The organism is Mesorhizobium sp. B2-9-1 (genome assembly GCF_006439455.1).
Lineage (GTDB): Bacteria > Pseudomonadota > Alphaproteobacteria > Rhizobiales > Rhizobiaceae > Mesorhizobium.
This window is the reverse complement of record NZ_VFTP01000025.1, coordinates 31,435-55,858: the sequence shown is the minus strand read 5'-3', so window position 1 is coordinate 55,858 and position 24,424 is coordinate 31,435. Positions and strand designations below refer to the sequence as shown.

At 61.6% G+C, this 24,424-nt stretch carries 27 protein-coding genes and 3 tRNA genes; 17 read left to right on the top strand and 13 right to left on the bottom strand.

Annotated features, from left to right (window positions below; all coding sequences use genetic code 11):
* A partial coding sequence (locus tag FJW05_RS26050) for a GTP-binding protein (protein ID WP_140636808.1) occupies positions 1-587 on the bottom strand: 587 nt, incomplete at its 3' end.
* A 228-nt stretch (positions 588-815) separates the two neighbouring features.
* On the opposite strand from FJW05_RS26050, the gene FJW05_RS26045 reads away from it, so the two are divergent.
* Entirely contained in the window at positions 816-1,703 is an 888-nt protein-coding gene (locus FJW05_RS26045; protein WP_140636806.1) for a DMT family transporter, read from the top strand.
* Between the two features lie 71 nt (positions 1,704-1,774).
* On the opposite strand, the gene FJW05_RS26040 is transcribed toward FJW05_RS26045, so the two are convergent.
* Entirely contained in the window at positions 1,775-2,032 is a 258-nt protein-coding gene (locus tag FJW05_RS26040) for a GlsB/YeaQ/YmgE family stress response membrane protein (protein WP_140636804.1), read from the bottom strand.
* Positions 2,033-2,161: 129 nt separating this feature from the next.
* Here FJW05_RS26040 and FJW05_RS26035 point away from each other — a divergent pair, with 129 nt between their 5' ends.
* A complete protein-coding gene (locus FJW05_RS26035) occupies positions 2,162-2,617 on the top strand; it encodes a YidB family protein (RefSeq protein WP_140636803.1) in 456 nt (151 codons plus the stop codon).
* 68 nt (positions 2,618-2,685) lie between these two features.
* Here FJW05_RS26035 and FJW05_RS26030 read toward each other — a convergent pair.
* Together FJW05_RS26030 and FJW05_RS26025 are read right to left on the bottom strand one after the other, a co-directional pair.
* Positions 2,686-2,759: transfer RNA gene (locus FJW05_RS26030), tRNA-Gly, on the bottom strand.
* A gap of 87 nt (positions 2,760-2,846) precedes the next feature.
* Positions 2,847-2,931 (bottom strand) — tRNA-Tyr (locus FJW05_RS26025).
* Between the two features lie 199 nt (positions 2,932-3,130).
* Here FJW05_RS26025 and FJW05_RS26020 point away from each other — a divergent pair.
* Positions 3,131-3,991 (top strand): RNA methyltransferase, encoded by an 861-nt coding sequence (locus FJW05_RS26020; protein ID WP_140636801.1) that lies wholly within the window; start codon positions 3,131-3,133, stop codon positions 3,989-3,991.
* 122 nt (positions 3,992-4,113) lie between these two features.
* Here FJW05_RS26020 and FJW05_RS26015 read toward each other — a convergent pair whose 3' ends face one another.
* The 3 genes from FJW05_RS26015 to gcl all read right to left on the bottom strand — a co-directional run bounded on the left by FJW05_RS26015 (position 4,114) and on the right by gcl (position 7,712).
* The gene (locus FJW05_RS26015) at positions 4,114-4,998 is read right to left on the bottom strand and encodes a 2-hydroxy-3-oxopropionate reductase (protein WP_140636799.1); all 885 of its coding nucleotides are present in this window, start codon (positions 4,996-4,998) and stop codon (positions 4,114-4,116) included.
* A gap of 107 nt (positions 4,999-5,105) precedes the next feature.
* Positions 5,106-5,903: a hydroxypyruvate isomerase gene (gene hyi, locus FJW05_RS26010; RefSeq protein WP_140636797.1), complete on the bottom strand. Its 798-nt coding sequence runs from the start codon at positions 5,901-5,903 to the stop codon at positions 5,106-5,108.
* Positions 5,904-5,930: 27 nt separating this feature from the next.
* Positions 5,931-7,712 carry a glyoxylate carboligase gene (gene gcl / locus FJW05_RS26005; protein ID WP_140636795.1) on the bottom strand — a complete coding sequence of 594 codons (1,782 nt, stop codon included), beginning with the start codon at positions 7,710-7,712 and terminating at the stop codon, positions 5,931-5,933.
* A gap of 202 nt (positions 7,713-7,914) precedes the next feature.
* Here gcl and bhcR point away from each other — a divergent pair, with 202 nt between their 5' ends.
* A complete protein-coding gene (gene bhcR, locus FJW05_RS26000) occupies positions 7,915-8,736 on the top strand; it encodes an HTH-type transcriptional regulator BhcR (RefSeq protein ID WP_140636793.1) in 822 nt (273 codons plus the stop codon).
* On the opposite strand, the gene FJW05_RS25995 is transcribed toward bhcR, so the two are convergent.
* Positions 8,733-9,092, bottom strand: coding sequence for a hypothetical protein (locus tag FJW05_RS25995; protein ID WP_140636791.1), 360 nt, complete (start codon positions 9,090-9,092; stop codon positions 8,733-8,735). The genes bhcR and FJW05_RS25995 overlap by 4 nt on opposite strands.
* A 110-nt stretch (positions 9,093-9,202) precedes the next feature.
* On the opposite strand from FJW05_RS25995, the gene FJW05_RS25990 reads away from it, so the two are divergent.
* On the top strand, positions 9,203-9,667 hold the full coding sequence (locus FJW05_RS25990) for a hypothetical protein (RefSeq protein WP_246673635.1): 465 nt from the start codon (positions 9,203-9,205) through the stop codon (positions 9,665-9,667).
* A 115-nt stretch (positions 9,668-9,782) separates the two neighbouring features.
* On the opposite strand, the gene FJW05_RS25985 is transcribed toward FJW05_RS25990, so the two are convergent.
* Together FJW05_RS25985 and FJW05_RS25980 are read right to left on the bottom strand one after the other, a co-directional pair.
* Positions 9,783-10,094 (bottom strand): BA14K family protein, encoded by a 312-nt coding sequence (locus tag FJW05_RS25985; protein ID WP_095767586.1) that lies wholly within the window; start codon positions 10,092-10,094, stop codon positions 9,783-9,785.
* Between the two features lie 203 nt (positions 10,095-10,297).
* Positions 10,298-10,465 (bottom strand): hypothetical protein, encoded by a 168-nt coding sequence (locus FJW05_RS25980; protein WP_140636789.1) that lies wholly within the window; start codon positions 10,463-10,465, stop codon positions 10,298-10,300.
* A gap of 149 nt (positions 10,466-10,614) precedes the next feature.
* Between FJW05_RS25980 and FJW05_RS25975 the strand changes: the two genes are divergently transcribed.
* The 3 genes from FJW05_RS25975 (at position 10,615) to FJW05_RS27550 (ending at position 11,357) form a co-directional block, all read left to right on the top strand.
* Positions 10,615-10,690, top strand: a tRNA-Thr gene (locus FJW05_RS25975).
* A 307-nt stretch (positions 10,691-10,997) separates the two neighbouring features.
* The gene (locus FJW05_RS25970) at positions 10,998-11,177 is read left to right on the top strand and encodes a hypothetical protein (RefSeq protein WP_140636787.1); all 180 of its coding nucleotides are present in this window, start codon (positions 10,998-11,000) and stop codon (positions 11,175-11,177) included.
* Between the two features lie 12 nt (positions 11,178-11,189).
* Positions 11,190-11,357: a hypothetical protein gene (locus tag FJW05_RS27550; RefSeq protein WP_181165079.1), complete on the top strand. Its 168-nt coding sequence runs from the start codon at positions 11,190-11,192 to the stop codon at positions 11,355-11,357.
* A gap of 71 nt (positions 11,358-11,428) precedes the next feature.
* Here the strand turns inward: FJW05_RS27550 and FJW05_RS25965 are convergent, their stop codons facing one another.
* Positions 11,429-12,043, bottom strand: a complete 615-nt coding sequence (locus tag FJW05_RS25965; RefSeq protein WP_140636785.1) for a TetR/AcrR family transcriptional regulator — start codon at positions 12,041-12,043, stop codon at positions 11,429-11,431.
* 93 nt (positions 12,044-12,136) lie between these two features.
* On the opposite strand from FJW05_RS25965, the gene FJW05_RS25960 reads away from it, so the two are divergent.
* The 5 genes from FJW05_RS25960 to FJW05_RS25940 are packed head-to-tail and all read left to right on the top strand — an operon-like array spanning position 12,137 to position 16,678.
* On the top strand, positions 12,137-13,219 hold the full coding sequence (locus FJW05_RS25960) for a spermidine/putrescine ABC transporter substrate-binding protein (RefSeq protein WP_140636784.1): 1,083 nt from the start codon (positions 12,137-12,139) through the stop codon (positions 13,217-13,219).
* A gap of 8 nt (positions 13,220-13,227) precedes the next feature.
* The gene (locus FJW05_RS25955) at positions 13,228-14,073 is read left to right on the top strand and encodes an ABC transporter permease (RefSeq protein WP_140636782.1); all 846 of its coding nucleotides are present in this window, start codon (positions 13,228-13,230) and stop codon (positions 14,071-14,073) included.
* A 2-nt stretch (positions 14,074-14,075) separates the two neighbouring features.
* Entirely contained in the window at positions 14,076-14,858 is a 783-nt protein-coding gene (locus FJW05_RS25950; protein WP_140636780.1) for an ABC transporter permease, read from the top strand.
* A complete protein-coding gene (locus FJW05_RS25945) occupies positions 14,855-15,919 on the top strand; it encodes an ABC transporter ATP-binding protein (RefSeq protein ID WP_140636777.1) in 1,065 nt (354 codons plus the stop codon). Before FJW05_RS25950 ends, FJW05_RS25945 begins: the two co-directional genes overlap by 4 nt.
* Before the next feature lie 3 nt (positions 15,920-15,922).
* Positions 15,923-16,678, top strand: coding sequence for an MBL fold metallo-hydrolase (locus FJW05_RS25940; protein WP_140636775.1), 756 nt, complete (start codon positions 15,923-15,925; stop codon positions 16,676-16,678).
* Positions 16,679-16,739: 61 nt separating this feature from the next.
* Here FJW05_RS25940 and FJW05_RS25935 read toward each other — a convergent pair whose 3' ends face one another.
* Positions 16,740-17,669, bottom strand: coding sequence for a hypothetical protein (locus FJW05_RS25935; protein WP_140546430.1), 930 nt, complete (start codon positions 17,667-17,669; stop codon positions 16,740-16,742).
* Positions 17,670-17,830: 161 nt separating this feature from the next.
* Between FJW05_RS25935 and FJW05_RS25930 the strand changes: the two genes are divergently transcribed.
* The gene (locus FJW05_RS25930; RefSeq protein WP_140546431.1) at positions 17,831-18,772 is read left to right on the top strand and encodes a hypothetical protein; all 942 of its coding nucleotides are present in this window, start codon (positions 17,831-17,833) and stop codon (positions 18,770-18,772) included.
* Entirely contained in the window at positions 18,766-19,947 is a 1,182-nt protein-coding gene (gene glf, locus FJW05_RS25925) for a UDP-galactopyranose mutase (protein WP_140636773.1), read from the top strand. The genes FJW05_RS25930 and glf overlap by 7 nt, the downstream gene beginning before the upstream one ends.
* A gap of 125 nt (positions 19,948-20,072) precedes the next feature.
* Here the strand turns inward: glf and FJW05_RS25920 are convergent, their stop codons facing one another.
* A complete protein-coding gene (locus FJW05_RS25920) occupies positions 20,073-21,059 on the bottom strand; it encodes an NAD-dependent epimerase/dehydratase family protein (RefSeq protein ID WP_140636811.1) in 987 nt (328 codons plus the stop codon).
* A 742-nt stretch (positions 21,060-21,801) separates the two neighbouring features.
* On the opposite strand from FJW05_RS25920, the gene FJW05_RS25910 reads away from it, so the two are divergent.
* Entirely contained in the window at positions 21,802-22,575 is a 774-nt protein-coding gene (locus FJW05_RS25910) for an NAD kinase (protein WP_140546433.1), read from the top strand.
* Positions 22,576-22,867: 292 nt separating this feature from the next.
* Entirely contained in the window at positions 22,868-24,409 is a 1,542-nt protein-coding gene (locus FJW05_RS25905) for a DEAD/DEAH box helicase (protein ID WP_181165078.1), read from the top strand.
* Positions 24,410-24,424: the final 15 nt, after the last annotated feature.

The following is a 24,424-nucleotide window of genomic DNA, read 5'->3' as shown; positions in this document are numbered from 1 at the left end:
TAGGCGTCGACCTGCGCCATCAGCTCGCGGATGGCGTCCTCGCCGATGGTCTTGTTGGAATCTTCCAACGCAGCCAGTGCCGAACCCTTGACGATCGGAATGTCGTCGCCGGGGAACTCGTTCTTCGACAGAAGCTCGCGAACCTCGAGCTCGACCAGCTCCAGCAGCTCGGCGTCGTCGACCTGGTCGACCTTGTTCAGGAACACCACGATCGAGGGAACGCCGACCTGGCGGGCAAGCAGGATGTGCTCGCGGGTCTGCGGCATCGGGCCGTCGGCCGCCGAAACCACCAGGATCGCGCCGTCCATCTGCGCCGCACCCGTGATCATGTTCTTCACATAGTCGGCGTGGCCGGGGCAGTCGACATGGGCATAGTGACGGTTGGCCGTCTCATACTCGACATGCGCCGTCGAGATCGTGATGCCGCGCGCCTTCTCTTCAGGTGCTGCGTCAATCTGGTCATAGCGCTTGTATTCGCCAAAATACTTCGTGATCGCCGCCGTCAGCGACGTCTTGCCATGATCGACGTGACCGATCGTGCCAATGTTCACATGCGGCTTGGTGCGCTCGAATTTACCTTTTGCCATAGTCTCTTTCCTTGGACGGCCTTGACCTTCAGTTCAGTCGAATGCGGGGCGATTAGCGACAACCGCTTAAAAACACAAGTACCTTGTGGCTGAGCGGATTCTTGCTCGACCCGAACCAATGGTCGATTTCGGTGGGATATGGCGCGGATATAGGGCTGCCGCGTGTAAAATCAAAGGCTCCCGGCTGGCCCATTGCCGCCACGACGCCGCTCTGATCTTGTTCGCCGGATGCAGTTCATTCCATCCAATATCCGCGGCCCGCTGTTCATGATCGTCTCGACGGGGTCCTACCTCGTCAACGACACGATGATGAAGCTCGCCACCGTCGGATTGCCGCCTTATGAAGTTCTCCTGTTGCGGGGTGCTGCCGCCACGCTGTGGGGCGTGCCGCTGCTTCTGATGCTGGGTTATGCCAGGCAGATCCCCCTGCTCTTCGAACGCAAGGTGCTGCGCCGCAACCTGTTCGAGCTACTGGCGATCCTGTGTTACGTCGTGGCCCTGGCCAACATGCAGATCGCGGATTCCACCGCGCTCGGGCAAGTCACGCCGCTCATCGTGTTGGTCGGCTCCTCGATGCTGTTCGGCGAAAAGATCGGCGCCACGCGCATGGCGCTGATCGGCCTTGGCTTTGTCGGGGCGCTCATGGTGGCGCAGCCGACGATGCAGGGCATTTCGCTCTTCGCCCTGCTGGCGCTCGGCAACGCCGCCTTCGCGGCGTTACGCGACCTTGCCGGACGCAAGGTCGGCGCCGAGGTGCCGGGCATGATCGTCGCCATCTCCGCGGTCGTCGTGGTGCTGGCCGGCTCAGGCGCGGCGCACCTTGTCTCCGAGCAATGGGTGATGCCCGAAGGACATCATCTGCTCCTGATCGCCGGAGCCGGCCTGTTCCTGATCTTCGGCCATTTCTTCATCTTCATGGCCTACCGGGTCGGGCCGACAAGCGCGGTCGCGCCCTTCTATTACTGCTTCACCGTCTGGGCGGTGATCTCGGGCCTGCTGGTGTTCGGACAGTTTCCCAACGCGCTCGCCGTCTGCGGCATCCTGCTGGTCATGGCCAGCGGTCTCGCCATCGTCTCGCTCGACGAAAGAAAACGCCGGCTGGCCATGGTCGCCTGACGGCACGCATCCAGCCTGGGTCGACCCGGTCGGGTCGACCTTCAACAGCCTACTGGCTGTTCCCTGGCCTTCTACAGCGTGCGCTTGCCCGAAAACTGGTGATAGGCCCAGAGCACGACGACCGAGCCGATGACGGCCACGATCAGGCTCCAGATGTTAAGGCCGGTGACGCCCGACGCGCCGAAGGCGCTGAAGATGACGCCGCCGACAATGGCGCCGACAATGCCGAGCACGATATCCATGATCATGCCCTGACCGGTCTTGTTGACGATCTTGCTGCCGATGAAGCCGGCAACGATGCCCAGAATGATCCAGCTGATAATGCCCATTATTCCCTCCAAATTCCCCCGCCGCGCCATCATGGTCATATGATTGTCAAAAGCTCAAGACAGCTTGAAATTCTGCCCGTTTGCGCCATTCTGGGGCCGGGCGGACTTGGCTGGACAAGGAGATCCACGATGGGCCTTTTCGACAATGCCGTTCCGGGCGGCAATATCACCAAACCCCTGATGATCGCGCTCGGCGCGCTTTTGGTGGGCAAGATGCTGAGCGGCAGAAGCGAAGAGGCGGCCGCGCCGCAAGCGCCGACGCCGACGCCCGCCGGAACCGACGCGTCCGCCGATGGCGGCCTGCTCGGCGGCCTCGGCGGCCTGCTCGACAAGCTCAAGGATGCCGGCCATGGCAACGTCGCCGACTCCTGGGTCGGCACCGGCCAGAACCAGTCGATCAACGCGAATGATCTCGGCTCGGCGCTCGGCCCGGCAGTGATCCGCGAGATCGCGCAGCGCACCGGCATGAACGAGCAGGAACTGCTGCAGCAGCTCTCCACGGCGCTGCCTGGCATTGTCGATAAGCTGACGCCGAACGGCCTGATGCCGCAGAACCATCAGGTTGCCTCGGCCTTTAACAGCTAAGCGGGCTGGATGAAATGGAAACGCTGCGCGCCACGGCGCGGCGTTTTCTTTGGAGCGAAGAAGAAATCTGGAGCGGGTAGCGGGAATCGAACCCGCATATTCAGCTTGGAAGGCTGCTGCTCTACCACTGAGCTATACCCGCGCCTTGCACTGAGGTACCGGATTCACCGGAAAAGCGCCACGCATTTTCGGTCCGAGACTTTTCGTTTCAGGGCATCCGGGCCGGCAGTGGTGGAGAGGGTTGGATTCGAACCAACGTAGGCTAAGCCAACGGATTTACAGTCCGTCCCCTTTAACCACTCGGGCACCTCTCCAGTCTGCCGCCGGAGCCATGCAACGAGGCATTTTCGCCGATCCGGAGCCCGAGTAAGATCTTCTCCGAAATCAGCGAAGCGCCTTATGGCGGCAAGGCCGGTGGGTGTCAACCGGCGTGGCCAGGGTTTTTCGAGGATGTTCGGCATTCATTTGTCCAGCCCATATCCTTAGCCGGACGGGACGGCTATAGAGGCCGCCATGAGCGACGATAAAAGCAACAAGTCCGGCACGCGCAAGGACACCCACTACGCCAAGCTGAGGCGCGCGCATCGCGACCAGAAGGCGGGCGGGGCGCCGGCAATCCGGCCGCACCAGCCGGTGCCGCCGGGCGAGGCTGCCGCCGACGGGCTGGTGAGGCTTTACGGCCTGCATACCGTGCGGGCCGCGCTCGACAATCCGCGGCGCAAGATCAGGACGATGCTGGTGACGCGCAACGCCGCCGAGCGGCTTTCGATCGGCGATCTTGCCGCCCTGCCCTTCAAGGCCGAGCTTGTCGAGCCGAAGGACATCGACAGGATCACCGGGTCGGACGCTGTGCATCAGGGCGTGCTGATCGAAGCCGAGCCGCTCAAGCCGAAGCATCTCGACGCGCTTGGCGACACAACGCTAGTGCTGGTGCTCGACCAGGTGACCGACCCGCACAATGTCGGCGCGATCCTGCGCTCCGCGGTCGCCTTCGGCGCCGGCGCGCTGATCACGACTGCCCGCCACAGCCCGCAGGAATCGGGCGTGCTGGCCAAATCCGCCTCCGGCGCGCTCGAGCATATCGACCAGATCGAGGTGAAGAACCTCGCCGATGCGCTGGGACAGCTGCACGAGGCCGGTTTCCAGACCATCGGGCTCGATTCCGAAGGGCCGGCCGAACTGGAGAAGACCTTCGCCGGCGAGAGGATCGCGCTGGTGCTGGGCGCGGAAGGCAAGGGCCTGCGCCAGAAAACGCGCGAGACGGTGACGACACTCGCCCGCCTCGACATGCCCGGCGCCATCCACTCGCTCAACGTCTCGAACGCGGCGGCGGTGAGCCTTTATGCGGCGAGGAAGTTCTTGGTGAGTGAGTAGTGAGTAGTGAGTAGTGAGTAGTGAGTAGTGAGTAGTGAGTAGTGAGTAGTGAGTAGTGAGTAGTGAGCACGAAATCTTACTAAACTACTGACTACTGACCACTCACTAATTCCTACTCACTCCTATCCCACTTCATGTCCCGCCATCCGCTCCAGCGCCCTGACCAGCGCGGAGTGATCCTCCTTGGCGCCGCCATTGGCGGCGCAGGAATTGAACAGCTGCTGCGTGGTCGAGGTGTTGGGCAGCGATACGCCGAGCGCCTTGGCGCCTTCCAGCGCCAGGTTGAGGTCCTTCTGGTGCAGCTCGATGCGGAAGCCGGGCGCGAAGGTGCGCTTGATCATGCGCTCGCCATGCACTTCGAGTATCCGCGAGGCGGCGAGCCCGCCCATCAGCGCCTGCCTGACCTTGGCCGGATCGGCGCCGGCCTTCGAGGCGAAGACCAGCGCTTCGCCGACGGCTTCGATGGTCAGCGCCACGACGATCTGGTTGGCGACCTTGGTGGTCTGGCCGACGCCGTTGGGGCCAACCAGCGTGATGTTCTTGCCCATCTTCTCGAAGATCGGCCTGGCGCGTTCGAACGCCTTCTCCTCGCCGCCGACCATGATGGTAAGCGAGGCCGCCTTGGCGCCGACCTCGCCGCCCGACACCGGCGCGTCGAGATAGTCGCAGCCGAGATCGTTGATCTTGTTGGCGAATTCCTTGGTGGCGATCGGCGAGATCGAGCTCATGTCGATGACGAGCTTGCCCTTGGTCAAGCCGGAGGCGACGCCGTTCTCGCCGAACAGCACGTCGCCCACCTGGGGCGTGTCCGGAACCATGGTAATGATGATGCCGGCTGCTTTCGCGACGGCATCGTGGCCCGAAACAGTCTTCAGGCCCCTGGCGAGGAGGTCAGCGGGCGGCTTGGAGCGATGGTCGCTGGCGACGACCGGATGGCCGGCGTCGAGAAGATGGCCCGCCATCGGCGCACCCATTATGCCGAGGCCGATGAAACCGATGGTTTCCATGTTGTTCTCCGTCGTAATTGTCGAGGTCGCGTTTCTTCGCGCCCCCCTCTGGCCTGCCGGCCATCTCCCCCACGAGGCGGGAGATCAGCAGTTTCGTCGCCGTGCTCTTAAGCCGCCGCGCTTCCCTGCCCGGCGAACTCGCGAAACCAGCCGAGCCCGGCTTCGGTGCCTGCCTTCGGCTTGTATTCGGCGCCGATCCAGCCGGAATAGCCGAGGCGGTCGATGTGGTCGTAGAGGAAGGGATAGTTGATCTCGCCCGTCCCCGGCTCGTGACGGCCGGGATTGTCCGCAAGCTGGATATGCGCGATGCGGGGAAGGTTTGCCTCGATTGTACGGGCGAGATCCCCCTCCATGATCTGCATGTGGTAGATGTCGTATTGCAGGAACAGGTTCTTCGAGCCGATGCGGTCGATCAGCGCCAGCGCCTGGTCGGAATAATTCAGGAAGAAGCCGGGGATGTCGCGGGTGTTGATCGGCTCGATCAGCAGCCTGATGCCGGCCTGCTCCAGCTTCTCGGCCGCGAAAGCGAGGTTCTCGGCAAAGACGTTCTCCAGAACGGCCCGGTCGGCGCCTTGTGGCGCGATGCCGGCGAGACAGTTGATCTGCTCGCAGCCCAGTGCATGGGCGTAGGTGATCGCCTTGGCGACGCCCTGGCGGAATTCCGGCACCCGGTCGGGCAGCACGGCGATGCCGCGTTCGCCCTTCGCCCAGTCGCCGGCCGGCAGGTTGAAGAGAACCTGCGTCAGGCCGTTCTTCTTCAGCCGCGCCGCTACCACATCCGGGGCATGGTCATACGGGCCGATATATTCGATGCCCTTGAAGCCGGCGCGGGCGGCGGCATCGAATCTATCCAGGAACTCATGCTCGCCGAAGAGCATCGAAAGATTGGCTGAAAAACGCGGCATTCTTTTTCTCCTTCTCTCGGCCAAGCCTCAATCGAGCATCATGATGGCCGTCGGCGCATCCTCATTGCGCTCGGCAAGCTCCTCGAATTCGGTGACCTTGTCGATTTCCGTGCCCATGGAAATGTTGGTGACGCGCTCGAGGATGAATTCCAGCACCACCGGAACCTGGTGCTCCTTCATCAGCCGCTGCGCCTCCTTGAAGGCGCCGGCGAATTCCTCGGGTTTCGTCACGCGGACCGCCTTGCAGCCCATCGCCTCCGCCACCGCGACATGATCGACGCCGTAGCCCGCCTCCGGATCGCCGGCACGGTTGACGTTCTCGAAGGCGAGGCTCACCTCATAATCCATCGAGAAGCCGCGCTGCGCCTGGCGGATCAGTCCGAGATAGGCGTTGTTCACGACGACGTGGATGTAAGGCAGCTTGTGCTGGGCGCCGACGGCCAGCTCCTCGATCATGAACTGGAAATCATAGTCGCCGGAAAGCGCGACGATGTCGCGATCCGGATCCGCTGCGCGCACGCCGAGTGCCGCCGGCAGCGTCCAGCCCAGCGGGCCGGCCTGGCCGCAATTGATCCAGTTGCGCGGCTTGTAGACATGCAGGAACTGCGCGCCGGCGATCTGCGACAGACCGATCGTGGTGACATAGGTGGTGTCGCGGGCAAACGCCTTGTTCATCTCCTCGTAGACGCGCTGCGGCTTCAGCGGCACCTGCTCGAAATGCGTTTTGCGCTTCATGGTCTTCTTGCGCTGCTGGCACTCCTTCGCCCAGCCCGACCAGTCGCGCAGCTTGCCGGCCGTGCGCCATTCGGTGGCGACGTCGAGTAGGATCTTCAGCGCGGCGCCCGCATCCGAGACCAATCCTAGATCCGGCGCGAAGACGCGGCCGATCTGCGTCGGCTCTATGTCGACGTGGATGAATTTTTTCCCCTTGGTGTAGACGTCGACCGAACCGGTATGGCGGTTGGCCCAGCGGTTGCCGATGCCGAAGACGAAGTCGGCTTCAAGCATCGTCGCATTGCCGTAGCGGTGCGAGGTCTGCAGTCCGCACATCCCAGCCATCAGCCGGTGGTCGTCGGGGATCACACCCCAGCCCATCAGCGTCGGGATGACCGGCACGCCGGTGACTTCGGCGAATTCGATCAAAAGATCGGAAGCGTCGGCGTTGATGATGCCGCCGCCGGCGACGATCAGCGGCTTTTCAGCCTCGTTGAGCATAGCCAGCGCCTTCTCGGCCTGGGCACGCGTTATCGCCGGCTTGAAGGGAGCGAGCGGCTCATAGGCGTCGATGTCGAATTCGATCTCGGCAAGCTGCACGTCGACCGGCAGGTCGACCAGCACCGGCCCGGGCCGCGAGGAGCGCATCAGATGGAAGGCCTTCTGCAGCGTCATCGGCACCAGATAGGGCTCCATGACGGTGACGGCCCATTTGGCGACGGGTGCTGCGATCGAAGCGATGTCGACGGCCTGGAAATCCTCCTTGTTGAGACGCGCGCGTGGCGCCTGCCCAGTGATGCAGAGGATGGGAATCGAATCCGCCGAGGCCGAATAGAGGCCGGTGATCATGTCGGTGCCGGCCGGACCGGAAGTGCCGATGCAGAGCCCGATATTGCCGGCCTTGGCCCGCGTATAGCCTTCGGCCATGTGCGAGGCGCCTTCGACATGGCGCGCCAGCACATGGCGGATGGTGCCGCGCGCCTTCAACGCCGAATAGAGCGGGTTGATCGCCGCGCCCGGAACGCCGAAGGCATTGGTGATGCCTTCCTTTTCGAGAACGAGAACCGCAGCGTCGACAGCGCGCATCCTGGCCATGGTGAGCCTCCATTCGTTGGTTGGCTTGACAATGACAGCGTACGTTCGATTTTTCAATTTTTTTCAGAATATTTTTTCATTTCTAGAAAACCGCTGTTATCTTCTGATTTCGCTTCACTTTTCCTTTTCCAAAAATCGCTCATTGCCATCACTGAAAAACTTTTTCATTGCATGCGATGTCAAATCGGCGAGAGTGGCCGGTATGGAAACGACGGAAAAACGCCAACGCGGCCGGCCGCGCGCCTTCAATGGCCCATCCGAAGCGGCCTCGGTGCAGTCGCTCGACCGGGCGCTGCGGATCCTGGCCATCGTCGCCGAGGCCAGCGGCTTGTCGCTGAGTGAAATCGCGGCGCAAAGCGGCATTGCCGCTTCCACCGCCTATCGCATGCTGACGACGCTGGAGAACCACGGCATGGTCGAGTTCGACACGAGCGACCAGCTCTGGTCCGTGGGCGTCGAGACCTACCGCATGGGCGCAGCCTTCCTGCGCCGGCGCAAACTGGTCGACCGCGCGCGCATCGTCATGCAGGAATTGATGGAAAAGACCGGCGAGACCGCCAATCTCGGCGTCGCCGAGGACGATTGCGTCGTCTTCGTCAGCCAGGTTGAGACGCACCAGGCGATCCGCGCCTTCTTCCGGCCGGGCACGCGCAGCCCCTTTCATGCTTCCGGCATCGGCAAGGCGGTGCTGGCGCATCTCGAGCCGGAACGGGTCGCCGCTATCCTGCGCAAGGCGGGCCTGCAGCGCTACACGGACAAGACGCTTTCCGACATCTCGGCGCTTGCCCATGATCTGGCCGTTATCAAGCGTCGCGGCTGGTCGGTCGACGACGAGGAGCGCCACCCCGGCATGCGCTGCGTGGCCGCCGCCATTTTCAACGAGTTCGGCGAGCCGCTCGGCGGCGTTTCGGTGTCCGGACCGACGGTGCGGGTCACGCCCGAGCGGCTGGCCGAGATCGGTCCGCTGGTGCGCGACGCCGCGGTCGAAGTGACGAAGATGATCGGCGGCGTGAAAGCCTATTAAGACGCGCCTGGCAATGCGCTCTTTGCCGATATGTCGAAGAAATCGAGCAGGATCGCCAGCGCGACGCCACAGGCCGCGAAAATGAGGCCGGCGAGGAATATCCGACTGGCGCGGTCATGAATGCTTCGCTGCAGGGATTTGATGTCGAGCAGAATGGCCAGCGCCCGGATCTGCAGCGCAATGCCGACCAGAATCGGCAGGACGGCAATCAGATGGTAGGTCTGCCATGGGATCGGGTTGGCCGCCCAATGGGTGATGAAGCCTAGCGAGAACGCCAGCAGGATGCCGACGATGGTGATGGTGCCGTTGCGGAAAACCGGTTCGACCCGTTCTTCCCTAGGATCCTGATTGTTCAAGCCACCCTCCCCTCGATTGCCGTCAAAGCCAGACTAAACGCTCGCAAAATCGCTGTACATCGTTGGTGCTCGGCAAGACCGACAGACAATAGCCAGTCCGGACGCCGGGCTTGACCGTCTTGCCGCGCCGTCGGAATGCATGCGAAAGGGCGCGGATGCGGAAAACACTTTACCTCCTATCCGCCGCCTCACTTTGTGGATGCGTGGCGGCGGCACCGCCGCCGCCCGCGACCAGCGGCAACCCCATCGGCAACCCACTGGTCGATCCCATTCCGATCTCGCTGGCCCTGGAGGAGATCATCACCGCCGGCGTCCGCCAGCATTTGAAGAACCCCATCGCTGCGAAATTCGGAACGATGCTCGCCGGAGAACGCAAGTTGAACGGCCGCCACGAGATCGTGGCGTGCGGCTATGTCGACGACAAGGGCTCTACCGGCGGCAACGAGCCTTTCATCGGTAATATCTATCCCGATGCCGGAAACAGCTTCGAGCTCGTTGCGATAAATGACGTTTCAGTCATCGGCGCCTGCAAGGCGGCGGGATTGGCAATGCCGGAGCTGAAGCCCAATTCCTGAATTGCTGGAGGCGGAAACGTCGTCCGCTTCAAATCAAGCCAATCAGGCGGATGCGCAATGCTCAAACGCAAGAAAGGGGCTGCGTAGCCCCTCTCCTGCCGTTGATTTAACCCCTTTAGAGCCTGCAATAGCGCGGGCCGTCGTAGCTCATATAGGTGTCGGTGCGCTCGTCGTAGCTGGCGTAGCGGGCGTAGCAGCGGCGGACGTGGATCGAGTCGTAGCCGTCGTCCTCGACATAGACGCTGCGGGGCTGCTGCTGGGCGAGCAGGCTGCCGAGAACGAAACCGCCGACGCCGGCGGCGATGCCGATGCCGAGCTCGCGGCGGTGATGATGGTCGTGGGCGGCCGAAGGCTGAACGGTGCCGACGAGCGAGCCGGCGGCGACGGTGGTGGCGATGAGGCCGGAAACGATGGTGCGCTTGAACATGACGATCTCCTGTTTCGGTGGAGAGGCGAACCATCCGCCTCTTGATCGTCTGTCGCTGCGGCCCGGAAAAAGGTTCGAAGTATTTTCGCGATTTTTTTCGCCGGGATTGAGCGAATAGGGAGTAGCGAATGGCGAGTAGCGAAAGCGGGGATATGCTGAATGCAAATCCTCTATTCGCTACTCGCTATTCGCTACTCGCTCACTTATCCCATCCCCGTGACATGCCTCAGCCAGAAGGCCAGCACGATGAAGCCGACGAAGGTGGCGACGCCGGTCCAGTCGACGTTGGCCTTCTTCAGATCGCTGATGACCTTCACCAGCAGAAGCCAGGTCACGACGATGAGCGGCAGGATGATGACGAATCTGATCATGCGGCACCCGTTCGATGCGATTGCACCCGAGAAGATGTAGGAAGCGGCGCAGCGTTTTTCAGCATGCCGGCTAAGCCACAGCGTCCATTAGGAACCCAAAACGGAGTTTTGTCTTTACTGGCGCACGAAATGTGCTACCGGAGCGCCGTGCCCTTGTAGCTCAGCTGGTAGAGCAGCGGTTTTGTAAACCGAAGGTCGCGGGTTCGATCCCTGCCGGGGGCACCAGATAAATCGTGTACTATGCTACTATATTCCCACCATCCAATGTTCTGACATTTGCGCTTGGGGTAACAGAACGTGGTTCGCCGCAGTTGCAACGTGGAAGTGGCAGTAGCGGAAATTGACGAGGCACCAGGGCTTACCGAGCAATCTTCGGAGTGAGCTTTTTGCACCAAGGCCAAGTGGTGATCGATCATAAGGATAGAGCTCACCTCAGTTTGGTCGCTTGATCGCTTGCCTAGTGTATATTAGGGGTCTCTTGTTTTTTCGGGACCGCAAGCAGATAGTCCAATTGGGTCTTTGGGAGGTTCCGATGCGATGGCCTCTTGTCGTGATTACGCTGGTTATTGGTTTCATCCTGTGGGACCGCTTTGAGAATGACGGCGCATACACCACCGATGTCGAGCGAAGTTTCCGCGAGGCATCCTTGGAAATGCCTGGGGGTTGGAAGCCGCCCGTAATCACCTTCAACCACAATCCGCTGAACCAGTGAACTGAAGTTGGTATGATGCAGCTCAACATTGGCGCCGATCAGGCTAACCGTTGGCGGAAGAATTTACGGCGTGCGCGGGGACGGCACGTCATCGGGTTCACTCGTAGTGCAATGATTTGGACGTTGATCGTGGCGGTGATCGCGATCGCATCAACGCTGATCGCACTGAAAGGGCTTTAGCCGTAGGGAAATGAAGCACGCCGGCCTTGCGTCAGACCAAGGCCAATCTTGGCGTGACCGGGGCCTGCGTCTCACACCCCAATCGCCACCACCAGCACCCTGTTCTGCCTTCGTATCGCCGCGCGCAGCTCCGGTATCTTCGCCTCGTCGCGCTTCACGAACTCGATGAACATCATGTTCATGTTGTTGAAGATCAGTTCGCCCACCGCCGGCCCGTCGATGTCTGAGCGCACAAGCCCGACCTCCTGCAGGCGGACTATCAGCGCGCTAATCTGCCTGGTCAGCTCGCGGTCGAGGGCGGTGTAGGCCTGGCCGAAGGGGCTGTCGGGCAGTTGCGTCGAGATCGCCATCGCCTGGCGCCACATCTCTTTGCTCAGATAGTTCAGCGAGTGCTCGATATAGATGCCGATCAGCGTGTCGAGCGCGTCGCCGACATTGGCTGGCGGGCTGGCGACCACCCCTCGCCCGGCATTCAGCACCTCATTGACCTCCAACGACACGATGGCGCCGAGGATGTCGCCCTTGTTCTGGTAGTAGTTGTAGATCGTGCCGATCGAGACTTCGGCTTGCGCTGCGATCGCCTCGATCTTGGCGCCTTCATAGCCGGCCTCGCGGAAAAGCTCCGTCGCCGCATCGATGATGCGCCTGTGCCGGTCCGCCTTCTGCCGTTCGCGCAATCCGCTCATGTCGGCCTCTCTGCCACAAAATCATAATTGACTCAATTTTAGAATTGGTTCAACTTTTCTTCCAACAAGCCAGCAAGGCAGGGAGAACACTCGATGACCGTCAATGCCCGGACTCCGCTTTCCACCCTGAAGTCTCGTCTCGCAGCCGCCTGCGCGACAGCCGCGTTGCTGCTCGCAGCCAGTACCGCCCAAGCCGCCGATCTCAATGCGCTGATCTGGTGCGATCATTCCGACCCGGCGCTGCTGCAGCCCTTCGAGGAAGCCAACAACGTCAAGATCAACGTCAAGGAATTCGAAGGCACCGGCGCAGGGCTCGCCATCGTCGACCAGTCGCAGCCCGGCGACTGGGACGTGATGGTGATCGATAGCATCGACGTGCCGCGCGGCGTCGAGAAAGGCCTGTTCGAGCCGCTGCCCGAGGACAAGCTGCCCTTCGCCGACCTCTTCCCGGAAGTGAAGATGGATAAGTCGACCGTCGTTAACGGCAAGCGCTACGGCATCACCGAAAAGTTCGGCTACAACACGATCGGCTTCAACAAGACCAAAGTCGATCCGGCCGACATGCAGTCTCTGGCCTCCCTCACCAGCGACAAATACAAGGGCAAGGTCGCGATCTATGACTATTACCTGCCGGTGATCGGCATGGCCGCTCTGGCTATCGGCAAGAAGACGGCCGACCTCACCGAGGCCGACCTTCCTGCCCTCAAGGCTGAGCTGCTCAAGATGAAGGCCAATGCCAAGCTGGTCGGCGAGGTCACGGCCAGCCAGACCGCCCTTGCCACCGGCGAGGTCGACATTCTGGTCGGCGGCGGCGAATGGGTGACGGCTGGCCTTGCGAAGGAGAATCCGGCGCTCGACTTCTCGATCCCGAAGGAGGGTGCTGTGCTCTGGTCGCAGTCGCTCGCCATGTTCAAGGATTCCAAGAACAAGGACATGGCGCTGAAATTCATCCAGTACATCATGAGCCCCGAGGGCCAGGCGCGGCTTGCCACCTCCTCCTGCTACTGGGGCATGCCTTCGAACAAGAAGGCGGCGCTGAGCGACGAGCAGAAGAAGATCCTGCGCTTCGACGAGCAGCCGGGCTTCCTCGCCCGTGCCCAGGCCTATCCGGCGCCGAACGCCGATCTCGACAAGAAGATGCAGGACATGTGGACCGAAATGCTGCAGGCGCAGTAAACCGGCCGATGGCGTTCGCGGGAAACAAGTCGCGTGCCCTGCCCTGGGCGCTGGTCACGCCGGCGCTGGCATGGACATGTGCTTTCTTCGTCCTGCCCTTCATCGCCATGGGGCTTTCCAGCCTCACGGCGCATGAAGGCGGCGCGTTCACGTTAGCCAACTACAGCCAGTTCTTCACCGACCCGTCCTACTGGCGGGCGATGGTGAACTCGCTGGAGGTGACGGCGATCGTCACCGTGATCTCGATCCTGCTTGCCTATCCCTTTGCCTGGATTCTTGCCGAGAGGGTCCCGGAACGCTGGCAACGGCTGGCGCTGATGCTGGCGGTGCTGCCGTTCTGGACGTCCTATGTCGTGCGCTCCTATTCCTGGCTGCTGGTGCTGGCGCAGAACGGCGTCATCAACCGGGCGCTGACCGGCATCGGCCTGATCGGCGAGCCGCTGCAGCTCGCCAACACGCGCTTCGCGACCGTCACCGGCTTCGTGCATTTTTTCGTCATGCTGTTGACGCTGACGATCTACGCCAATCTGAAACAGCTCAGCCCGAGCTACCGCAAGGCTGCCGCCGATCTCGGCGCCGGGCCGGTGCGCACCTTCCTGCATGTCGTGCTGCCGCTGACCTTGCCCGGCATCATGGTCGGCGCCTTCCTCACCTTCGTGCTTTGCATCGGCGACTACATCACGCCGCAGATCCTCGGCGGCAACAACGAGCTGGTCATGCCGCAGCTCGTCATGATGCAGATCGGCCGCCGCGGCGATTTTCCGCTGGCTTCGGCGCTGTCGATCATCCTGATGGCTGTGGTTACCATCGCCTATCTCGCCTGCGCCCGCTGGCTGAAGATCGAGCGGGCCTGATCATGCGCGCCGCTGTCCGCCTCGCCGCCTGGGTCTACGCCATCGCGATATACGGCTTCATCTTCCTGCCGGTGGTCGTGCTGGTGCTGTTCTCGCTGCAGGCGACCTCTTTCCCGATCCCGCCCTTCACGGGCCCGTCACTGCGCTGGTACCAGGCGGTGCTGTCGGATGCGCGGCTCACCTCGGCGCTGGTCAATTCGCTGCTCGTGGCGGTGCTCTCCTCGCTTGCCTCCGTCACGCTCGGATTCCTCTCCGCCTGGGGGTTCGCGCGCTTCGTGCTGCCGGGTTCGGCCATCCTGCGCGGCCTGATCACACTGCCGCTGACCGTCAGCTATTTGATCATCGGCATGGGCCTGCTGGTGCTGTTCAATTGGGCCGGCGTGCCGAAGTCGCTGCTTGCGGCCGGCATCGGCCATGTCGTGATCAACCTGCCGCTCTGCTTTGCCATCATCTACAGCCAGATGGGCGACCACCAGATCAACATCGAGCGCGCCGCGCGCGACCTCGGCGCCGCCGAATGGAAAGTGCTGCTCATGATCACGGTGCCGGTCATGGCGCCGGCGATCTTCGCCAGTTTCTTCCTGTCGATGACCTTCTCCTGGGATGAGTTCGTCATCTCCTTCCTGCTCACCCGCTTCGAGACGACGCTGCCCGTGGAGATCTGGAACCTGCTGCGTTCCGGCCTCAATCCCAAGACCAATGCCGTCGGCTCGCTGGTCTTTGCCGTCTCCATCGTGCTGGTGGTGTTTTTCGAACTGACGCTGTTGCGGAGAAAGCCGGCATGAGCGCGCCTTTGGTCGATATCCGCAATGTCTCGCATCGCTTCGGCCAGCTGCCGGTGCTGAAGAACGTCTCACTGGCGATCGAGCCCGGCAGCTACACGATCCTGCTCGGACCGTCCGGTTCCGGCAAGACGACGCTGCTTTCGATCCTTGGCGGCTTTGTCACGCCCAGCGAAGGCAAGGTCTTCATCCGCGGCGCGGATTGCACCGCCGTGCCGCCGGCGAAGCGCCCGACCACGACGGTGTTCCAGGATTATGCGCTGTTTCCGCATATGAGCGTCGGCGGCAATGTCGGCTTCGGGCTGCGCATGCAGGGCATCGACGGCACGACCCGGGCGGCCAAGGCGCGCGATGCGCTTGCCCTCGTCGGGCTGGCGGCCGCCTTCGACAAGAAGCCGCATCAGCTTTCCGGCGGCCAGCGGCAGCGCGTGGCGCTGGCCCGCGCGCTGGTCATCGAGCCGGCGGTGCTGTTGCTCGACGAGCCACTCGGCGCGCTGGATCTCAAGCTGCGCCGGCAGATGCAGGACGAGTTGAAGGCGATCCAGAAGCGCGTCGGCACCGCCTTCATCCACGTCACGCATGACCAGGAGGAAGCGATGGCGCTGGCCGACCTTTGCGTGGTGATGAATGACGGCCGCATCGAGGACGAAGGATCGCCCGAGCGGGTCTATGCGCGGCCGGCGACGCGCTTTTCAGCCACCTTCATGGGCGAGAGCACGATCCTTGCCGGCACCGTGACCGAGGCGAGGAACGGGACCGTCACGGCCATGACGGCGGTCGGGCCGATTTCACTGCCAGGTGCATCGCCTGCCGGCGCCAAGGTGGCGCTCGCCATCCGGCCCGAGCATATTGCTCTCGGCGAAGCGAAAGGCGACATTGCGCTCGGCACGGCCAAGGTCGGCGATGTCGTCTTCCAGGGCAGCTTCAAGCGCGTGCTGGCCACCTCGACGCAGGATACCGCGCTACAATTCATCGCCAAGGCGCCCGCTTCCGCTACCATTCAGGCAGGCGACACGATCTCGGTTTCATGCAACGCTCAAGACATCATCCTGCTGGCGGACTGATCCATGAGCACGCTTCCGGTCATCGAGGCTCCGGACTGGTACGAAACCATCCGCATGGGCGACGACATCACGCTCATCCATGAGCCGTGGATAAAACCGTTCTTCCGCTGCAACATCTGGCATGTTCGCGGGCGCGACCGCGACCTGTTGTTCGACACCGGCCTCGGCCATTTCAGCCTGAAACGCCATGTGCCGCTGGTCAGCGAGCGCAAGCTTACCTGCATCGCCAGCCACACGCATTTCGACCATATCGGCTGCCATCACGAATTCCCGGAGCGCTGCGTGCATTCGGCCGAAGCGGCAATCCTTGCCGATCCACGCAACGAATGGACGGTGGCGGACCGCTATGCCAATGAGGCGATGTTCGACGGCGCGCCGCAAGGCTGGGATACGGCGGGCTACCGCATCCTGCCCGCGCCGGCGGGCCGGCTGCTCGAGCATGGCGATGTCGTCGACCTCGGCGACCGCGCCTTCGAAGTCATCCACACACCTGGACACTCGCCCGGCGGCATCGCGCTTTATGAGAGAAAGACCGGCATCCTGCTGTCCGGCGACATCGTTTATGACGGGCCGCTGATCGACGACGTCTATCACTCCAACATCGATGACTATGTCGCAACGCTGCTTGCCATGCGCGGCCTCGACGTCTCGGTCGTGCATGGCGGCCATTTCCCGAGCTTCGGCAAGGTGCGCTACGGGCAACTCATCGACGAATATGTCGCCGGCAAGCGCAAGGCTGGGTGCCACTTGCAGAGATGAAGAACACCGAGGGCGACGATACGGTCGCGACCGGGAACAAGCATCTTTCGACGCTGCCGTCTCACCGTTTTGGATTCGCCCCATCCTTCAGGAGCGTGATCGTATATTTTGGCGGCGTTCCATTGCGGTTCTTCTTCCAGGGCCTCAACCGGTCCTTCAACCGCACCACCGTCTTTTTGTAGACAGGCGCTGGCAGTCCGGCGAGGTCGTAATAATCCTCGAGGATTGTCGTGCCCAAAAGCGCCTTCTCTTGCGGGTAGAAGGAAAAGTGCGCCGCGATCAGATCGCCGAAAACCTTGCCCGGCCGTCCGAGCTTGACGGGAAGGACGGCGGAAAACCACTCTTCTTCATCTCCCAGCGGGTGAAAAAGGTCGCCCAGTTCGACAATCTCCGACCCGAAAAAGCCGATCGCATTGATGGAAAACCGCGACGCCTTGATTTCGCGGTCGGGCACGCGGAAATCGCCGAGCCGGCCGGTGCGCACCGCTTCGATCAGGACCGGATGCATCGCGAGCGGGAACGTTGGATGAGACCATGAGAACGGGCACATCGCCTGGCAGGTCAGCGGCCCTTCGATCTGAACCGCGGAGAGGTATTTGATGAAAGTGTTGCAGATGGCGTTGTTGATGATGAGCGGCGCGTACCAAAGCGCCGAGCCCCGCTCGGTCAGCACCCGTTCCATGTACTTTTCGAAAAAACCGTCCTCGAGAAACACGATGTCATCGTCCAGCCTCAGATAGAAAGCATCCGGATCGTCGCAGAAACGAAAAAAAAGTCCGATGGCGTCGTTTTTTCCATTGGCCCCGGGCAACGTCATGATTTTAATTCGCGAATCGGCGCTCGCCAATTGCCTGAGATAGGCCCGATCCTGCTCGTTGCGGCAGTTGTCCCACAGATGCCATTCGTGCACATGAGAACTCTTCAGGACATAGTGGCTAAGCACGCCAAGATATTTCTCACGTCCGGCCGGAGTAACGACGATCAGCTTCATGGATAGCCATCCTGACACGGGACGTATTGCGCAAATGCCGAACTAGCCGTCAGTCGATAACCGGCCGCCGATCTCGCGGCAAGCGTGCCAAGCGTTCAAACCTTCTGAAGCGAGCAACTTTGGTGTAAGTGCCGCGAGACAGCAAAGCAGCCCACCGAAGCATGAATTCCACCAGCAGATCTCCGCAGCCGACCAGCCACCGCAATCTCGTGATCGTCAGAGCCGGCGACCGTTCCCTGCATCGTGGTTGGGGCGCGGACGAACCAGGATGCGACTTCGACCTGATCGTTAGCTACTACGGATCCGATCCATCGGCCTTCAGCCTGCCTTACGAAAGACGAGTGGATCGGAAAGGCGGCAAGTTTGACGGCCTTTTCGCGCTGTTCAGTGAGCAGCCGGACTTGCTCCAGCGCTATCGGTATTTCTGGCTTCCGGACGATGATCTCGAAGCAGATCGAAGAACGATCGAAGCTATGTTTGCGAACATGCGCCGGCTCGACCTCGATGTCGGCCAACCCTCTCTGACGCTCGACAGCTACTTTTCGCATCTGCCGTTCATGCGTTGCGACAGCTTCGAGTTCCGCTTCGTGGATAAGGTCGAGATTATGGCTCCCTGCATCAGAGCCGACGTGCTGGTCAAGATGCTGCCGCTCTTCGAACATTCAATGAGCGGCTTCGGCCTTGATTCGATTTGGACGCGCCTGGCGCCGGACAACCGTCGCAAGTCCGCCGTGTTCGATCACTTGTCGATTCGTCACACGCGCCCTGTCGGAAGCGCGCTTGCCCAAGCGATGTTGGAAAAAGGCCTTACACCCAAGGCGGAATACGCCCAGTTGAAGGCCAGATTTTTCCTGGATGAATTCTATCCGATCTCCTATGAGGCCGTGGACAGAAAAGGGCGCGTTTGGCGATCGAAGACTGCCATAGGCCTGCGCATGATGCTGCATTACGCCCGACGGCTAAATGCATTCAGACAGGTGTATCGATTGAAGAAAACGCTGTGGCGGCATGTTCGCCGACAGCATTTCAAGGCGGCCGAACTCTCGACCATCGCGATCGAGCCGCCTCCGGATCGGACTGCCGAAGGGGCCATGACATGTTGAACGGCGCCGATCTTCTTGTCGTAGGGGCGGGATTCTACGGCGCAACGCTTGCCGAGCGTGTTGCAAGCAGGCTTGGCCGCCGTGTGCTGGTGATCGATCGACGCGCGCACATAGGCGGCAACGCCTACACCGAGCCCGACGCTGCCACCGGCGTCGAGATCCATCGCTATGGGCCTCACCTCTTCCATACATCCAATAAAGAGGTCTGGGACTATCTGCGCACCTTCACGCAATTCAACTCCTATCGGCACCGTGCGTTTTCTTCATATCGCGATCAGATCTATTCCTTGCCGATCAACCTGGCGACGATCTGCCAGTTCTTCGGCAAACGGCTCAGCCCGGATCAAGCGCGAGCGCTGATTGCCGAGCAATCGTCCGAACTCGGCGACCGGCAGCCGGCCAATCTCGAGGAGAAAGCTATCTCGCTTATCGGGCGCCCGCTCTACGAGGCGCTCATCAGAGGCTACACTGCCAAGCAGTGGCAGACCGATCCGCGCGAGCTTCCGCCGCAGATCATCTCGCGTTTGCCGGTGCGCTATACATTCGAGGACGGCTATTTCAACGATCGATACCAGGGACAGCCGCTCGAAGGATATACGGCAATCTTCCAGAAGATGCTTGCGCACCCGCTCATCGAGACCAGGCTCGGCATCGATTTCTTCCAGATCAAAGGATCGCTACCCAAGAATATTCCGATCGCCTACACGGGCGCCATCGACCGATATTTCGACTACGCCGAAGGAGACCTCGGATGGCGGACAATCGACATCGAGTTCGAACATGTGGACACGCCGGACTATCAAGGCACAGGGATCATGCATTACGCCGACGAAGCGGTGCCCTACACGCGCATCGTCGAGTTCAGGCATTTCAACCCGGAGCGTGAATTTGACGGCGACAGGACGCTGATCGGTCGCGAATTCTCGCGTTTTGCTCGTCGCAGCGACGAACCTTACTATCCTATCGACACCCGAGCCGACCAACGTATCTACGAGCGCTACCAGGCGCGCGCTCGTAGCGAACAAAACACTCATTTCGGCGGCCGGCTCGGAACATACCGCTATCTCGACATGCACCAGGCAATCGGCGCGGCGCTCAAGGCGTTCGAGACCGTTTTCGTGCCGTATCTCGAAGGTCGATCGGAGACGGTGTCGATGAGAGGCCGGCCTTCCTGAGCGAAGTCGGCCAAACTCTTAAGAACTAGAGCATGATCCCGAAAGTGGGAACCGGTCTTCGGAAAAGATCATGCTCCAACAAAGAGTTGGATCGGGATGGCGATTCAGCGAAACGTCATCGTGATCTAGGCTGGGACCGCGGCAGGGGCGGCAATCTGGCTCCGGAACCACTCAAGGGTCCGTCGAATACCTTCCTGATAGCCTGTAACGGCTTCCCACCCAGGAAGAATACGCTTGGCCAATCTCAAGTCAGGGCAACGATTTGTCGGATCTTGAGGAACCGGTTCATGATGGACGATCGAGCTGCCGGGAACCAGGGAGCAGACGAATTTCGCGATATCCAGGACCGGAACCTCGCAATTGTTGCCGATATTGAGCGGGCCACGATGTGAAATGTTGTCGCGCCAGAAGAAACGCTCCAATCCGTCGACGATGTCATCGACATAACCCCAGCTGCGCGATTGCAGGCCATCACCATAGACGGTCAGCACTCCAGTCGTCAGCGCCTGGCTTATGAAGTTCGAAATCGCACGCCCGTCATCTATACGTGTGCGAGGTCCGTATACATTGAATAGTCGCACCACTCTCACGTCGAGGCCCTGCGTGCGTTGGGTCTCGAACAATAGCGCTTCCGTGCAACGCTTGCTTTCGTCATAGGAAGACCTGGGGCCCGTACAGTCCACTGAACCTCGGTAACTCTCCGGCTGTGGGGAGACCTGCGGATCCCCATACACCTCCGAGGTGGATGAAAAGCAGAAGCGGCCGCCGGGCTTGAGCAAACCGAGAAGGTTGAAAGCCCCGCCGACATTGGCACGAATGGTGCGTGCCGGATCGCTCATGTACCAGCACGGCGAAGCGGGCGATGCGAGGTGAATGATCTCATCGAACCGTTGCGAGGTGGTGAAGGCCTCCGCATCCTCGATCTCAAGGCTCAATCGCGGATCGTTAAGGTGCGCAAGGTTCTGGCGCGAGCCGGTCCATAAGTTGTCAACTACAACAAGGCAGTCGATATCCGTGCGCTGCAGGAGACGATCGGCTAGATGCGAGCCTATGAAACCACTGCCTCCCGCGACCAACACCGAGCGGCGATCCTTACGACTTATTGCATGCATCATCACGCCGACTTTGTTTTCGGAGCGCGCTCGCCCCAAGGTTGAATCGAAAAGACCCATAGAGCCTGGCGAATTGCTAGGCAATCCAGCGAGCGCGTTTTCACCACCCCGCAGATCTGGCAAATACGTGCGGAACCAAGCCAGATGGAACTTCCCACGCGATTTCACGAAAGAGGGAGTTAGCCGCAGTCATCGCGACCGCGCGCCGTTGATGCCGCGTATCTGGTGAATGTCATCCCGCACGGCGTTTCATGGGAACGGCAAACCGCTCATCGCTCGGCGCTGATGCAATTGCGGACGGAAACCCGCTTCGCGCGTTTCCCGGAATTGCCTTAAAGCGCCCTTTGCGGGCAAAGTGTTCCCGTGGCGTCGCCGCAGCGGGAAGCTGTCGGCTGCGGCCGCTGGCTCATCTCTTCGGAATGACGCACCAGCTCGGCGAACATCAGCGCGAAACTTCCCATCATCAGGAAGACTATGATCAGACGCGTTACCGGCAATAGACAGGTCTCTCGACTGGCCAGCCCCCGCCAACCCATCCACTGTCGGCTAACATGATCGATCCGGCTTTACGAGTGTTTAAGCTTCGCCTTAACCATAGCAGCCATCACATTCATGTCGCGGTTGTCACGAAGCGCGATTGTCGGGTGTGACCGCCAGCTGGCGCTGCGCCCTTCACAGATGTGGGCGGCGCATGCTACGCCGTCGCCGGCGCGGCCCCGCAGACGGTCGCCCTCCGGGAGCCATGAGCAAAGCCGACAGCCGTTTCGCCTTCGTTTCTTCCGACACCGACGACGCCCGCGCGGCGCTGGAAAGCCTGTCCGCGCGCTATGGGCAGGTGCCTGTCGCGGATGCCGAGATCATCATCGCGCTCGGCGGCGACGGCTTTCTTCTGCAGACGCTGCGCGAGACGATGAGCACGGGCAAGAAGGTCTACGGAATGAACCGTGGCACCATCGGCTTCCTGATGAACGAATATCGCGCCGGCGGCCTAGAGGAACGCATCGCCAACGCGGTCTCCGAGACGATCCGGCCGCTGGAAATGGTCGCCGTGACGCATGACGGCGAAACAATTTCAGCGCCGGCCATCAATGAGGTGGCGCTGTGGCGCCAGTCCTATCAGACGGCGAAGATCCGCATCACCGTCGACGGCCAGGTGCGGCTGGAGGAGCTGAACTGCGACGGCGTGATGATCGCGACGCCCGCCGGCTCCACCGCCTACAATCTGTCCGCGCATGGGCCGATCCTGCCGCTCGATGCGCCGCTTTTGGCGCTGACGCCGGTCAGTCCTTTCCGGCCGCGTCGCTGGCGCGGGGCGCTGCTGTCCAACAAGGCGACCGTGCGCTTCGACATCCTGGAAGCCGAAAAGCGCCCGGTGAATGCCGCGGCCGATCATACCGAGGTCAAGGCGGTGGCCTCCGTCACCGTGCGGGAATCGCCGACGGCGACGGCAACTTTGCTGTTCGATCCGAACCATTCCTGGAACGAGCGTATCCTTGCCGAGCAGTTCCGCTACTGAGCCGGCGCAAGGATATCGTTTCGATCAATGCATGTCGCCGAAAAGCGCGCAGCGGTTTTGGGCATACGGCGTGATCAAGCAAAGATATAAAGCGCGGAGCCTCAAACCGTTTCAGCTCGACGCGCTTTAAGCATCGCGATTAAGGTTACGTCTTCACAATCGCTGTATTTCGGTCCGTTTCTGTTGACAAATCGAGGGCTTGCGCCTAACTGCAACACCGATCTTGCAGGCGCGCGGCGCCTGCCGCGGCTACCGTGTCGCGATTTTCCCAACCAACAAAGACAACAAACACTTGTCCTCAGACACCACGATCGCTCAAGAAGCGTTGACATTCTCAGACCTCGGCTTGTCGCCGAAGGTTCTCTCCGCGGTCACCGATGCCGGCTACACCAAGCCGACTCCGATCCAGGCCGGCGCCATCCCGCATGCGCTGCTCGGCAAGGACGTGCTGGGTATCGCCCAGACCGGCACCGGCAAGACTGCTTCCTTCGTGCTGCCGATGCTGACGCGCCTGGAAAAGGGCCGGGCGCGAGCCCGCATGCCGCGCACGCTGATCCTCGAACCGACCCGTGAGCTCGCCGCGCAGGTCGAGGAAAACTTCATCAAATACGGCAAGAACCACAAGCTCAATATCGCGCTGTTGATCGGTGGCGTCTCCTTCGACGAACAGGACAAGAAGCTCGAGCGCGGCGCCGACGTGCTGATCGCGACGCCCGGCCGCCTGCTCGACCACCGCGAGCGCGGCAAGCTTCTACTCAACGGCGTAGAGATCCTCGTCATCGACGAGGCCGACCGCATGCTCGACATGGGCTTCATTCCCGATATCGAGCGCATCTGCGAGATGATCCCGTTCACGCGCCAGACGCTGTTCTTCTCGGCGACGATGCCGCCCGAGATCACCAAGCTCACCGAGAAGTTCCTGCACGCGCCGGTGCGCGTCGAGGTATCGAAGGCCGCCTCCACGGCGACCAGTATCACGCAGCGGCTGGTCAAGTCCGGCACAAAACCTTGGGAAAAGCGCGAGACGCTGCGCGACCTGATCAAGGCCGAAGACGCCGATCTGAAGAACGCCATCATCTTCTGCAACCGCAAGGTCGAGGTGTCGGAGCTGTTCCGCTCGCTGTTGAAGCATGATTTCGATGCCGGCGCGCTGCATGGCGACATGGACCAGCGCGCCCGCATGCAGATGCTCGCCAATTTCCGCGACGGCAAGCTGCGCTACCTCGTTGCCTCGGACGTCGCAGCGCGCGGTCTCGACATTCCCGATGTCAGCCATGTCTTCAATTATGACGTGCCCATCCACGCCGAGGATTACGTCCACCGCATCGGCCGCACCGGCCGCGCCGGACGCGCCGGCAAGTCCTTCACCATCGCCACCCGCTCCGACACCAAATATGTCGATGCCATCGAGAGGCTGATCGGCACCAAGATCGAGTGGCATGACGGCGACCTGTCGACCGTGACCGAGAGCGAGGGCGAGGAGCAGCCGCGCCGCGGCCGCGGCGCCCCGCGTCGCGCCGGCCGCAAGGACGAGGACCGCAAGGACCGGGGCGAGCGCAAGAAGGACCGTCACGCCAAGCGCGACGAGACGCCCGATGCCGCGCGTGAGGAACAGCCTGTCGCCGAAGTGGCCGACATCGCCGAACGCCGCGCCCGCAAGGATGCGATCCGTTCCGAGAACGAGCGCAAGGGCCCTGGCAACCGTCACGAGCAGCGCGGCGACGCCCGTCCGCAGCGCGACCGCCCCGGCCGCCATCGTCAGGAAGAAGACGACGCAACCGTCGGCTTCGGCGACGACGTGCCGGCCTTCATGCGGATCGTCGCGAAGGTCTGAAGTCGATACCGGCAT